Source organism: Thioalkalivibrio sp. AKL8 (assembly GCF_000380525.1).
Classification (GTDB): domain Bacteria; phylum Pseudomonadota; class Gammaproteobacteria; order Ectothiorhodospirales; family Ectothiorhodospiraceae; genus Thioalkalivibrio; species Thioalkalivibrio versutus.
Window position 1 is genome coordinate 50,770 of sequence record NZ_AQYF01000002.1, and the last position, 13,319, is coordinate 64,088.

Here is a 13,319-nt window from a genome sequence, read left to right on the forward strand (position 1 = left end):
TGTTCCTCTATGTGGTCTCGTTCGCGGCCGATTCCGGCTCGCCGAACAGGTCATTCCAGGCATCGATCACGCCATCGCGCACGGCGCAGAGCTCGTCGTCGGGCTTCTCGACCCGGGCGTCCAAGCCGGCCAGCGTCAGGCGGTGGATGCGGTTGCGCAGATCGCGGTAGGCATCCGCCAGCGCCTCGCTCAACGCCGCGTCGATCACGCCCTCGCGCCCCAGTGCATCCAGCGTGCGGATCTTGTCCGGCCAGTCACACACGGCGGGATGATCGTGAGCAGATACCAAAACCCAGTATTGAACCATGAATTCGATATCAGTGATACCGCCCCGGTCGCGCTTGAGATGGAAGCCGTGGCCCCGCTTCGAGGCGTGCTCGGCCAGCATGCGGTTGCGCATCTCGACCACCTCGGCGCGCAGTGCATCGGTATCCCTTTCACGAGTCAGCACCTCGCGACGCAGGGCATCGAACTGCTCGCCCAGTTCGGCATCCCCGGTCACGAAGCGCGCACGCACCAGCGCCTGATGCTCCCAGGTCCAGGCCGACTCGTCCTGGTAACGCCGGAACGCCTGTAAGCCGCTGACCAGCAGACCCGCGGTACCACTGGGGCGCAACCGGGTATCCACCTCGTACAGGCGACCCGCCGGGGTAAAGGCCCCCAGCAGGTGCACCACCCGCTGGGCGACGCGGGCGAAGAATTCGGTGTTGTCGATCACCTTGGGCCCCGCGGTCTGCGCCTCGTCGCCCTCGCTGTCGTGCAGGAACACCACGTCCAGATCCGAACCATAGCCCAGCTCGAAGCCACCCAGCTTGCCGTACCCGATCACCGCAAAGCGCGCGACGCGGCGCGCATCCGTGGCCCCGCACTGCGGCTCGCCGTGGCGCTCCACCATCTTGTCCCAGGCCAGCTGCAGCACCCGCTCCAGAAGCACCTCGGCCAGCCAGGTCAGATGGTCGGAGATCTTCATCAGCGGCAGAAAGCCCATGATGTCGGCGGCCGCCACGCGCAGCGTCTGCACCTGCTTGAACTGGCGCAGCCGGTCCAGCATCTGCTCGTGGTCCTGCCCGGGGAACTGCGCCAGCTCGGCCTCCAGCTCCTCGCGCAGCCCGTCACGATCGGGCGGCGCGTACAGCGCGCGCGGGTCCAGTAGCTCGTCCAGAAGCACCGGGTGGCGGGTCAACTGCTCGTTGATCCACGGGCTGGCGGCCACCAGCTTGACCAGCTGCGACAGCGCCAGGGGGTTCTCCACCAGCAGCGACAGGTACACCGAGCGCCGGGCAATCGTGCGCACCATCTGCAGCGCCCGCGGCAATACCGCATCCGGCGCGTCCATCTCCGCGATCGCCCCGATCAGCAACGGCATCAGGCGGTCCAGGCGCTGGCGCCCGGTCACGCTCATCGCGCGCACGCCCGGACTCTCGCGCAGATCGGCGATCCCGCGCAGAGCCTCATCCGCATCCTGAAAGTCCATCGCCTCCAGCACCGCCCGGGCATCCGCCTCCGGCAGCGAGCCCTGCCACAGACGATTGAGCTGCTGCTCGCGCCCGGTCTCGGGCGAGGCCTCCATGGCCTCGCCGTCCGCGCGCTGCGGCGCACTGAATACCTGCTCGAAGTGAGCATGCACCCGCCGCTGCTCGCGCAACAGCGCCATCTCGAAGGCCGCCTCGTCGTCGAACCCCAACGACAGCGCCAGTCGATGCCGGTCCTGACCATTGGAGGGCAGACGGTGGGTCTGCTGGTCATTCAGCATCTGCAGACGGTTCTCTACCCGACGCAGGAAGCGATAGGAACGTTCCAGCTGCTCGACGGCATAGCCGGGCAGCAGGTCGCGCTCCTGCAATGCCGTCATCACGCCCAGCAGGTCACGCCGCTGCAGCCCCTGGTCGCGCCCCCCGCGGATCAACTGGAACGACTGCGCGATGAACTCGATCTCGCGGATCCCGCCCTCGCCGTGCTTCACGTCCTCGAATCGACCGCGCCGCGCCGACTCGTCGTTGATCATCTGCTTCAGCTCGCGCAGGTTGGCCAGCGTGCCGTAGTCCAGATAGCGCCGGTAGATGAACGGGCGCAGCCGGCGCATCAGGCGCGCGCCGGCGTCCGGGTCGCCCGCCAGCGGACTCGCCTTGATCAGGGCGTAGCGCTCCCACTCGCGGCCGTGGGCCTGGTAGTAGTCCTCCATCGCGTCGAAGTGCATCACCAGCGGTCCGGAATCCCCGAACGGGCGCAGGCGCATATCCACGCGATAGCAAAAGCCGTCCGCAGTCACGTCCGACAGCGCTGCAATCAGCTGGCGCCCCAGGCGCTGGAAGAATTCCTGATTCTCGATCACGCGCTTGCCATCGGTCTCCCCCGCCTCCTCGAAGGCGAAGATCAGATCGATATCGGAGGAGAAGTTGAGCTCGCTGCCACCCAGCTTGCCGAGGCCCAGGACCACCATGGACTGGGCCTCGCCCGCGGGGCTGCGCGGCTGGCCGTAACGCTCCTGCAAATGGCGGTCCAGCCATTGCAGGCCACCCTCAATGAGGGAGCGGGCCAGACGGCTCAGGTCGTGCATGACCTCGTCGAGGTCGGCGTGCCCGGCCAGGTCGCGCCAGGCGATGCGGATCATCTCGCGATGCCGCGTTTCGCGCAGCGCGTGACGCAGCCCGGCATCGTCGGTCACGGCCTCCAGGCGCGCCTGCAGCGTGCGCTCGAAGTCCGCATCGTCACACGCCGGTATTTGGCCGTGTGGATCCAGCGCCTCGAGCAAGTACTCCGGATGCTGACGCACTGTCTGCACCAGGTAGTGGCTGAAGGCGAACGGGGCCGGCGTCGACGCCAGGAAGGTGTCCGGCCAGGCGAGCTTTTCGTCCAGCTCGGCCAGCAGATCGCGGACCTCCTGCTCCAGCGGCGGCGACAGGCGAGCGGGGGATTCGGGCAGGGGCTTGTCCATGTGCCAAGCGTATCAGCGTTGCGGCCCGGGGAGACCACCCCATGGCACGTACCAGCCGCGGGGTATTGACTTGGATGAGAACACAAATAACAATCGTTCTCGTCTACCCGGCTGTCCGCCGAATGAATCCACACGAGGATCGCTCGCCATGAACTTTCGCCCGTTTGCCTGGCTGATCGCCACGGCCGCCGCCATCGCCGTCAGCATGCCCCTGGTCGGCTGCAGCCCCGCCGACCAGGACGAGGTCAACCTCTATTCGGCGCGCCAGGAAAACCTGATCAAGCCGCTGCTGGACGACTTCACTGATCAGACCGGCATCCCGGTCAACCTGGTGACCGGCGGGGCGGACAGCCTGCTGCAGCGCCTGCGCCACGAGGGCCGCAACTCACCCGCCGATCTCTTCATCACCGTGGACGCGGCGCGTCTGCACCAGGCCAGCGAGGCCAGCGTGCTGCAGGCGGTCAAATCGGACGTGCTGCGCGAGAATATCCCGGAGCGCTACCGCGACCCGGACGGACAGTGGTTCGGCCTGTCGTCGCGCGCGCGCCCCATCCTCTACCACAAGGACCGCGTGGACCCGGCGGAACTCTCTACCTACGAGGCCCTGACCGACGCGCAATGGGAGGGCCGGATCTGCATCCGCTCCTCCAGCAACGTGTACAACCAGTCTCTGGTGGCCGCGATGATCGCCACCGAGGGCGCCGAGGCCGCCCAGGACTGGGCCGCCGGGATCGTGGCCAACATGGCGCGCCAGCCGCAGGGCGGTGACCGCGATCAGATCCGCGCCGTGGCCGACGGGGTCTGCGACGTCGCGATTGCCAACACCTACTACCTGGGCCTGATGCTGGACGGCGAGGGCCGTGATCGCGAAGTCGCCGAGCAGATCGGGGTGTTCTGGCCCAACCAGGACGGCCGCGGCACCCACGTGAACATCAGCGGTGCCGGCGTCACCGCGCATGCCCCGAACCGGGACAACGCGATTCGCCTGCTGGAATTCCTGTCCTCCACCGAGGCGCAGGAGTGGTACGCCGAGGTCAACCAGGAATACCCGATCCGCGACGACGTACCGGCCAGCGACATCCTCCAGAGTTTCGGCGAATTCCAGTCCGACGACATCGAGCTCTACCGTCTGGGCAACCACAACGCCGAGGCCGTACGCATCATGGACCGCGTCCGCTGGCGCTGATGCTCGTCCACGACACCCCACTCACTCTCGCCCCCGGTCCTCCGGGGGCGTTCTGTTTGGCACCACAGAACGCGGGGAGGGCACAGGGCCGGGCATAAGGCGCGGTGTAGCGACCGGGGTCGCGGCACATGGCCTCGACAATCCGCCAGTCACAAGGCGGCCATAGTGGTATTCGAAACAAGAACCTTTATTATTCGCAATCCATGACCGCCCAGACCACCAACCCGCCCGCGACGCCTGCGAATCCTGCGGTTCGCCAGCGCCTGCCGTTCAGCCCGTGGTCGGCGGTCGCCATCGTCGTAGCGCTGACACTCGCCCTGCCGATCCTGGTCATCTTCGGGCACGTGTTCATCCCCGCCGGCGAGGTCTGGACCCACCTGCGCGAGACAGTCCTCGCGGACTATGTCGTCAACTCCCTGGCCCTGCTGATTGGCGTCGGGATCGGGGTGCTGGTGATCGGGGTACCGGTTGCCTGGCTGGTCAGCGTGTGCGAGTTCCCCGGCCGTTCGATCTTCCAGTGGGCGCTGATGCTGCCGCTGGCCATGCCGGCCTACATCATTGCCTACACCTACACCGGCATGCTGGATTTCAGCGGCCCGGTACAAAGCCTGATCCGTGAACTCACGGGACTGGGTTACGGCGAGTACTACTTCCCCGAGATCCGCTCGCTGGGCGGCGCCATGGCCATGCTGACGCTGGTGCTCTACCCCTATGTCTACCTGCTCAGCCGCGCCGCCTTCCTCGAGCAGTCGGTCTGCGTACTGGAGGTCTCCCGCACCCTCGGTGCCGGTCCATTCGGTGGCTTTCGCCGGGTCGCCCTGCCGCTCGCGCGCCCGGCCATCATCGCCGGATTGACCCTTGCGCTGATGGAAGTGCTGGCCGATTACGGCACGGTCGCCTACTTCGGCGTGAGCACCTTCACCACCGGCATCTTCCGCACCTGGTACGCCCTGGGCGACCCGGCCGCAGCGGCCCAGCTCGCGGCCGTGCTGCTGACCTTCGTATTCGTACTGATCGTGCTGGAACGCTGGTCGCGGGCCAAGGCGCGCTTCCATCACACCAGCCGCCGCTACTCGACCCTGCCGCGTTACCAGCTGCGCGGCTGGAAGGCCACCGCGGCCTTCCTGGGCTGCCTGTTTCCGGTCCTGCTGGGCTTCCTGCTGCCGGCCCTCCAGCTCGGACTGTGGACCGTGCAGACCACCGAACAATGGATGAACCCGGCCTTCGGGCGGCTCGTATTCAACAGCTTCTGGCTGGCCATCGCCGCGGCCGTGATCGCGGTCGTCCTGGCCCTGGTCCTCGCCTATGCACGGCGCATGGAGGGCGGGCGTTTCACCGCGGCTGCCGTGCGCGTCGCCGGGATGGGCTACGCGGTACCCGGCATCGTGATCGCGATCGGCGTGATGATCCCGTTCGCCGCCTTCGACAACGCCCTGGACGGCTTCATGCGCGACACCTTCGGGGTATCCACCGGCCTGTTGCTGTCGGGCACGCTGTTCGCCCTGCTGTTCGCCTATGCCGTGCGCTTCCTCGCCGTCTCGCTGCAGACGGTCGAGGCCGGGCTGGGCAAGATCCAGCCGAGCATGGACGATGCCGCCCGCTCGCTGGGGATGCGTCCACTGCAGACCCTGACCCGGGTACACCTGCCGATCATGCGCGGCACCCTGCTGACGGCATTGCTGCTGGTTTTCGTCGATGTCCTGAAGGAGCTTCCGGCGACGCTCATCCTGCGCCCGTTCGACTTCAACACCCTCGCGGTGCGCGCCTTCGAGCTGGCCAGTGACGAGCGCCTGGCCGAATCCTCCAGCGCCGCCCTGGCCATCGTGCTGGTCGGGCTGGTTCCCGTTATCCTGCTGTCGGTGACCATCGGCCGCTCGCGCCCCGGCCAGCAGGGCCCGACCCGCGCGGCGGACGAAGAATCGCCGCAAAAACCCCTCGCCATGCCCGCAGGCACGACGAATACGCCATGACCCAGCCCATCGAAACCACACTGCAGGTGCCCCATACCCCGCTGATCGCCCTGGATCGAGTGGATATCGGCTATGACGGTACCGCCGTGGTCCATCAGGTCTCCCTGGCCCTGCCCAAGGGCCAGATCGGCTGCCTGCTGGGCCCCTCCGGCTGCGGCAAGACCACATTGCTGCGGGCGATCGCCGGCTTCGAGCCGCTGATGGCGGGGAGCATCCAGCTGGACGGGCGCAGCGTCAGCGATGCCCACCGCACGATTCCGCCGGAGAAGCGCGGGGTCGGCATGGTGTTCCAGGACTTTGCCCTGTTTCCACACCTGAACGTGGCCGACAACATCGGCTTCGGCATCCGCCACTGGAACCGCAAGGATCGCGACGGGCGCATCCGTTCGCTCCTCAAGCTGGTGGGGTTGTCGGGCTATGGCGAGTCCTACCCGCACGCCCTGTCCGGTGGTCAGCAGCAGCGCATCGCCCTGGCCCGGGCCCTGGCACCACGGCCCAAGCTGCTGCTGCTGGACGAGCCGTTCTCCAGCATGGACGTGGAGCTGCGCGGCGAGCTCGCGCGCGAGGTGCGGCGCATCCTGCGCGCGGAGAACACCACCGCGATCCTGGTCACCCACGACCAGCACGAGGCGTTTGCCTTCGCCGACCGCATCGCGGTGATCCACCAGGGTCGCGTAGCCCAGTGGGACACCGCCTACAACCTCTACCATCGTCCGGCGGACCGCTTCGTCGCGGACTTCGTCGGCGAGGGTACGCTGATCCCCGGCATGGTCTGCGCCGAGCATGTGGTCGATACCGCCTTTGGCCAGATCGAGGGCACCCTGTCGGAACAGCTGCCACCCGGCACCGCCGTGGATGTCCTTGTGCGTCCGGACGACATCGCCATTGACAACGAAGCGGGCACCATCCGCACCGAGATCCTCGACAAGGCCTTCCGCGGGGCGGACTTCCTCTACACCCTGCGCCTGCCGGACGGTCTCAGCGTGCTCTGCATGGCACCCAGCCACGACAATTTCGTCATCGGCGAGCACGTGCGCCTGCGCCTCGACTTCACCCACCTGGTGGTGTTCTCGCGCGGCAGTGGGGTCGACTGCCCGGCCTCCTGATCCGCGCACGGCGCGACCCCGGCGCCACGCCATCTGGAACTCGCGTGATTTCACGTGTTCCGATCTCCACACGCACCCCATTCCGCAACCGTTATCATCGCTTCATGACCCACGCCGACGCCCCTGTTGCCCACCGCCCGTCCCACACCGGGCTGGGCGTGATCGCGGTCCTGATCGCGCTGGCGGGCATCCCGGGCACGGTCGTCGCGGAGGATGGCCCGACCCCCGGCTTGCAGATCGAGGGGGGTACCGACACCCAGCGCAGCAATATCCGCAACAGCATCAACCTGGCGCGCCAGCCATGCGACCTGCCCGGATTTCGCGAGGGCCGCGTGTTACGCGACACCGAGGCGCGCGCCACCGATGCCTTGCGTGCAATCGGTTTCTACGACCCCGAGCTGGATCTCGACTTCGAACGCCGCGAGGACTGCTGGGATATCCGCATTAGCCTGGAACCCGGTCCACCGACCACGGTGGAGCAGGTGGATCTTCAGATCACCGGCGAGGGAGCCAGCGATCTCGGCTTCGAGGCCGTGCTCAGCCAGACCGAGATCCGCGAGGGCGACACCCTGCGCCATGATCGCTACGAGGCCCTGCGCAACCGCATGGCTCGGATCGCGTCGGATCGCGGCTATTTCGACGCCGATCTCCACACCCGACGCCTGGAAGTGGATCGCGACACCCGCACCGCGACCATCCGCCTGCACATGGATACCGGCGATCGCTACCGCGTAGGACGGGTCCATATCGACCAGGACATCCTCTCCGAGGACTTCGTCCAGCGCATGGTGCCGTTCGAGGCGGGCGACCCATACAGCTCGGCCCAGATCATCGCCCTGCAGCGCAACCTGAACGACAGCGGCTACTTTGGCGGCGTACGTGTGCGCCCGCAACGCGACGCGGCGGAGGATCGGCAAGTCCCGATCCTGGTCGAGCTGGAGCCCCGCAAACGCCATAGCTACGAAGCCGGCATCGGCTACTCCACCGATATCGGCCCGCGTATCCGGCTGCGCTACGAGCATCGCTACGCCAACCGGATCGGCCATCGCTACCAGGCCGAGATCGAGGCGTCACCGGTGCGCTCCGGGATCGGCTACAACTACGAAATCCCGCTGCGCGATCCGCTGCGTGAACGCCTGAACCTGTTCACCACCTATCGCACGGAAGAGACCGACACCCAGGAGTCCGACCGCTTCCAGATCGGGGCCAACCGGGTCCTGCAGCGCCGCAGCGGCTGGCAGACCACCGAGGGGCTGCGCTACGAATACGAGGACTACACCGCCGGCGAGGATGACAGCGGCCGTAGCCGGTTGCTGATTCCGTCCTACCGCATCAGCCGCATGGACGCGGACGATCCCATGACCCCACGCCGTGGCTACCGCTTCGAGACCACCGTGCAGGGCGCACGCGAAGAGATCCTGTCCAGCACCTCCTTCGCCCAGGTCCTGGCCAGTGGCAAGGTGGTTCGCGGCATCGGCACCGGCCGGGTGCTGGCCCGAGTGGATGCTGGCTTCACCGACGTGGACTCGGTCAGTGACCTCCCCAGTTCCCTGCGCTTCTATGCCGGTGGCGACGCCAGCATCCGTGGCTACGGCTACCAGCGGGTCGGGCCACGCAACGACAGCGGCGACGTGATTGGTGGACGCCACAAGGTAGTGGGCAGCCTCGAGTACGACTACCCGGTCGTCGGCAACTGGAGCGCCGCGGCCTTCGTCGACGCCGGCAACGTCGTCAACGAGTGGGACGAGTTCGACCCCGTCTACGGCGTCGGGGTCGGTGTGCGCTGGCGCTCCCCGGTCGGCCCGCTCCGCGTGGACCTGGCCCACGGGCCGGACTCGGACGATGACTTTCGCATCCACTTCTCCATGGGTCCGGACCTTTGAGACCCCTGTTGCGCGGCACACTGTGGGGGCTCTCCACGGTCCTTACCCTGGTGATCATCCTGCTGGGCACCCTCGGGGCCCTGCTCGCGACCGAATCGGGGACCCGCTGGCTGGTCGAACAGGGCGAGCGCCTGGCCCCCGTCGAATTGCGCATCGACCGGGTCGAGGGGACCTTGTTCACCGAGCTGCACCTGCACGGATTGCACCTCGCGCTGCCCGACGGCCCGGTGATCGACCTGCCCACCGGGCGCGTCGGGATCAGCGCCCGCAGCCTGCTCCGCGGCGAGCTTAACATCCGGATACTGGCCGCCACCGGGCTGCGCGTGGACCTGCCACCACCCGACCCGGATGCGCCACCCGCGGACGAACCCTTCGCCCTGCCCGATTCCTTCCGGCTGCCGCTGGCGGTGCGCCTGGGCCAGCTCCAGGTGGAGGACATGGAGATCCTGCTGGCGGGCGAACCCCTGGCCTCGATCACCCGCCTGACGGCCGATGCGCGGGCCAGCGGCTCGCGCATCGAGCTACACGCGCTGGAGCTGGACATGCCGGAGGTCCGGGCCCGACTGGCCGGATCGCTCGAGGCCGATGGCGACTACCCCGTGCACCTGCGGGGTCAGTGGCAGGCGCCCCTGCCCACGGCCCTGGCCGAGGGCCTGGGCACGGACGAGGCGCGTGGCGAGTTGGAGATCACCGGGGCCTTGCGCGAACGTGTGCAGCTCGAACATGACCTGCGCGCCGGGATCGAGCTGAACCTGCAGGCCAGCGCCCACGAACTGTTCACCACCCCGGCGCTGGAACTGGCGGCGCAGTGGCAACCCTTCACCTACCACCTCGACCCGGAACAGGACATCGCCCTGGAGGGCGGCCGCCTCGACCTGCAGGGGACTCCGGAGGACTGGGCGCTGAATCTGCAGACCGCGGCCACCCTGACGCCCTGGCCACGGCTTGTGCTGAACACCCGGGCGCACGGGGACCTCGAATCGGTGGAGATCGAAGCCCTGGATATCGATTCCGAGGCCGGGCGGGTCACGCTCGCCGGGCCCGTTCGCTTTGTCGACACCCTGGACTGGGACCTCACCCTGGAGGCCGAGGACCTGACCCCCGCCGGAATGGGTGTGGAGTTCAATGCCGGGGTCGAACGCCTGAAGGGACGGTTGCAGGGCACCCTACCGCTGGGAACCGACACCCCGCCTCTGGCGGCCCTGGACGCGAGCGTCACCCTTGACGAGCTGACCGGGCACTACGAGGGGGAACCCATCACCGGCAGCCTGAACGCCTGGCTGGTCGACGGTCAGGCGCGGATCGAGGACACGCACCTGACGATCCGCGATACCGCGCAGCTGGACCTGAACGCTTCGGCCACGGGCCTCACGGGCGACCTGAGCGACCCCGATCACCGCCTCGTCTTCGACCTCGGACTGGATCTGGAGGCCCCGGATCTGGCGCGCCTGCACTCGGAGCTGGACGGGCAGATCGAGCAACTTCGACTCGTGCTGGACGGCAACTACGCCCCCGCCAGCGGCGCCCTGAGCGCGCAGCTTGGCCTGGACCCATTGCGCGCCCGACTGCGCGGGATCGACATCACGGGCGATGCACGGATCGCGCTAACCGAGGCTGGTGGCGAGATCGAGCGGCTGCACCTCGCCACCGACACAGGTGCCCGGCTCGCCCTGAATGGGGATCTCGACTGGTCCGAGGGCCTGCGCTGGGACCTCGCGCTGGAAGGCGACGGGCTGGATCCGTCGCTGGTGGTCGCCGAGGCCCCCGGCCAGATCGCCCTCGCCCTGCTCAGCCAGGGGCACCTCGACGCCGACGGCACCCCCCGCGTGCAGGCCCAACTCCAACGGCTGGAGGGTACGCTGCGCGACCAGCCCGTATCCGGTCAGGGCCAACTGCAGCTGGAGGGAGAACATCTGCGAGTGGACCAGCTGGACCTGGCGCTGGGCCGGAACACCCTGATCGCCCACGGCGAATGGACCGAGGCCCTGGACTTCGAGCTGCGCCTGGATGCCCCGGAGCTGGACCGGCTCTGGCCCAACCTCGCCGGCCGACTGGAGCTCGATGCACACATCACCGGAGAACCCGATCGGCCGCGCGTGGCGGCACGCGGAACCGGTGCGGGGTTGCGGCTCGCGGATATCACCCTCGAGCAACTGGAGCTGGGGGCCGACGCCGGCCTCGAGGTCGCCGCCCCGGCCGAGATCGACCTGCGCCTGACCGGCCTCGGGCTGGCCGACGGCACACGCGTGGAGACCCTGCGCCTTGGGGCCTCCGGTCGCATCGACGGGCATCGCGTGACACTGGCGGCCGATGCCGGGGATCTGGGCTCGCTGGATCTGGCGCTGCAAGGCGAACTGAACCCCGACACCCTGCACTGGCGCGGCCAGATCGCACGGCTGGATCTGGACCAACCCGCGGGGGGCCCCTGGCAACTGACCGAACCGGTCGCACTGGAAGGCGGGCCGGAAGATGCACGGCTGGAGCGCCTGTGCCTGGCACGCGACGACGGACGGCTGTGCGTCGAGGGGGATTGGGATGCGGCGACAGGGGCCGAGTTCGCCGCCGAGGCCCGGGCGGTGGACCTGGCCTGGCTGGAACCCTTCCTGCCGCCGGAACTCGCTATCGCGGGCCAGCTGAATGCTGACGCCAGCGGCCGTATGGAAGCCGATGGCACCGTGACGGCCGACCTGACCGTGAGCCCGACCGATGGCCACCTGGTCGTGCGCGACGAGGATGGAGACCTGGAGGAGGTGCCCTACCGCGATGTGCGGCTGGCCGCCCGGGTGCGCGATCGCGACGTGGACGCCTCCCTGCGGCTCGACTTCCTGGATGGCGGGACGGCGCGCAGCGATATCCAACTACGCCCGGACGGCGACGACCTGCGTATCGACGGTGACTTCGAGGCGCACCTCGATAACCTGTCCTGGCTCGCGGCTCTGAGCCCCGAGATCCAGCGCCTGCGTGGCTCGCTCAACGCCCGTCTGGATTTCGGCGGACGACTGGACGCGCCACTGGTGGAAGGCGAAGTGGCGTTCCGCGACGGCGGGGTCCTGATCCCCGAGGCCGGCATCGATATCGTCATTCCCGAGATCACGGCCCGGGTGGTCTCGGCCGAACAGCTGACCCTGACCGGCCGCCTGGAGTCCGGAGACGGCGGCATCGACCTCGACGGTCACGTGGACCTCGGCGACGCCGGGCCCCGTGCCGAGCTGAGCCTGACCGGCGAGGACTTCCTGGTGGTCAATCGGATCGACGCCGAGGCCCGCATCACACCAGACCTGCAACTGGTCTTTACCCCCGACGACGGTATTCGTGTGCGCGGCGAGGTCTTTCTGCCCTGGGCGCGCATCCGTCCGCCGGATCTGCCGCCCGGAGCGATCCGCGTCTCCGGCGACGAGATCATCCTCGGGGAGGAGATCACGGAGGCACAGGGACTCAAGACCGACATCCGCATTCGGATCCGCCTGGGGGATGACGTGCGCTTCGACGGCTTCGGCCTGACCGCACGCTTCGCCGGCGAGGTGGATGTCGAGGAGGTCACCGGGCAACCGACCCAACTGTTCGGCGAGATCACGATCCCCGAAGGCGAGTACAGCGATTACGGCCAGGACCTGCGGGTGGAACGCGGCAGCCTGGTCTTCCAGGGACCGGCGGAGAACCCGGAACTGGACCTGCGCGCGGTACGCACCGTGCGCGAATACAACGTGACCGTCGGGCTGGAGATCCGCGGCACGCCGGACAACCTGAGCTCGCGGGTGATCTCGGACCCGCCGATGGACGAGACCGAGGCGATGTCCTACCTGCTGACTGGACGCCCCCTATCCGGCGCCTCGCAATCCGACGGCAACATGATCGCTGCTGCCGCAGCCGCGTACGGGCTGGAACAAGGGGCCGTGATTACCGAACGCATCGGCCGCGAACTGGGCCTGGACGAGGTGGAGCTGGACACCGAGGGCGGGCTGGACGAAAGCGCGCTGACACTGGGCCTGTACCTCTCGCCGCGCCTGCTGCTGCGCTACTCCATCGGGCTGTTCGACAACACATCGAAGGTCTTGCTGCGCTACGAACTGACCCGCAACCTGAGCGTCGAGACCGCCTCCGGGACGACGGAACAGTCGGTAGACCTGATCTATCGATTCGAGCGCTAGGAGGACGCTGCGGACTAAGGATCAAAGGCCTTTTTCACCACGAAGCACACGAAGGTACGAAGAAAAGATCCATGCCGGTTTAACCACAGAG

Annotated in this window: 6 protein-coding genes; 5 read left to right on the forward strand and 1 reads right to left on the reverse strand. The window is 68.0% G+C overall.

The genetic code is table 11. The features are described from left to right. Window positions 1–7: 7 nt before the first annotated feature. The gene (gene glnE, locus G335_RS0100840; protein ID WP_018175624.1) at window positions 8–2,935 is read right to left on the reverse strand and encodes a bifunctional [glutamate--ammonia ligase]-adenylyl-L-tyrosine phosphorylase/[glutamate--ammonia-ligase] adenylyltransferase; all 2,928 of its coding nucleotides are present in this window, start codon (window positions 2,933–2,935) and stop codon (window positions 8–10) included. 148 nt (window positions 2,936–3,083) lie between these two features. Between glnE and G335_RS0100845 the strand changes: the two genes are divergently transcribed. The 5 genes from G335_RS0100845 (at window position 3,084) to G335_RS0100865 (ending at window position 13,228) form a co-directional block, all read left to right on the forward strand. Continuing rightward, a complete protein-coding gene (locus G335_RS0100845; protein WP_018175625.1) occupies window positions 3,084–4,121 on the forward strand; it encodes a Fe(3+) ABC transporter substrate-binding protein in 1,038 nt (345 codons plus the stop codon). Between the two features lie 203 nt (window positions 4,122–4,324). Next, a complete protein-coding gene (locus tag G335_RS0100850; RefSeq protein ID WP_018145217.1) occupies window positions 4,325–6,091 on the forward strand; it encodes an iron ABC transporter permease in 1,767 nt (588 codons plus the stop codon). Continuing rightward, complete coding sequence (locus G335_RS0100855; RefSeq protein WP_018175626.1) at window positions 6,088–7,197, forward strand: ABC transporter ATP-binding protein; 1,110 nt, start codon at window positions 6,088–6,090, stop codon at window positions 7,195–7,197. The genes G335_RS0100850 and G335_RS0100855 overlap by 4 nt, the downstream gene beginning before the upstream one ends. A gap of 62 nt (window positions 7,198–7,259) precedes the next feature. Further along, on the forward strand, window positions 7,260–9,080 hold the full coding sequence (locus tag G335_RS0100860; RefSeq protein ID WP_026304736.1) for an autotransporter assembly complex family protein: 1,821 nt from the start codon (window positions 7,260–7,262) through the stop codon (window positions 9,078–9,080). Window positions 9,081–9,088: 8 nt separating this feature from the next. After that, entirely contained in the window at window positions 9,089–13,228 is a 4,140-nt protein-coding gene (locus tag G335_RS0100865) for a translocation/assembly module TamB domain-containing protein (RefSeq protein WP_018175628.1), read from the forward strand. Window positions 13,229–13,319 lie beyond the last annotated feature (91 nt).

Bases quoted from the DNA above. Each gene is read 5' to 3' on its own strand.
- glnE (WP_018175624.1), bottom strand. From the start codon at position 2,935: ATGGACAAGCCCCTGCCCGAATCCCCCGCTCGCCTGTCGCCGCCGCTG.
- G335_RS0100845 (WP_018175625.1), top strand. From the start codon at position 3,084: ATGAACTTTCGCCCGTTTGCCTGGCTGATCGCCACGGCCGCCGCCATC.
- G335_RS0100855 (WP_018175626.1), top strand. From the start codon at position 6,088: ATGACCCAGCCCATCGAAACCACACTGCAGGTGCCCCATACCCCGCTG.
- G335_RS0100850 (WP_018145217.1), top strand. From the start codon at position 4,325: ATGACCGCCCAGACCACCAACCCGCCCGCGACGCCTGCGAATCCTGCG.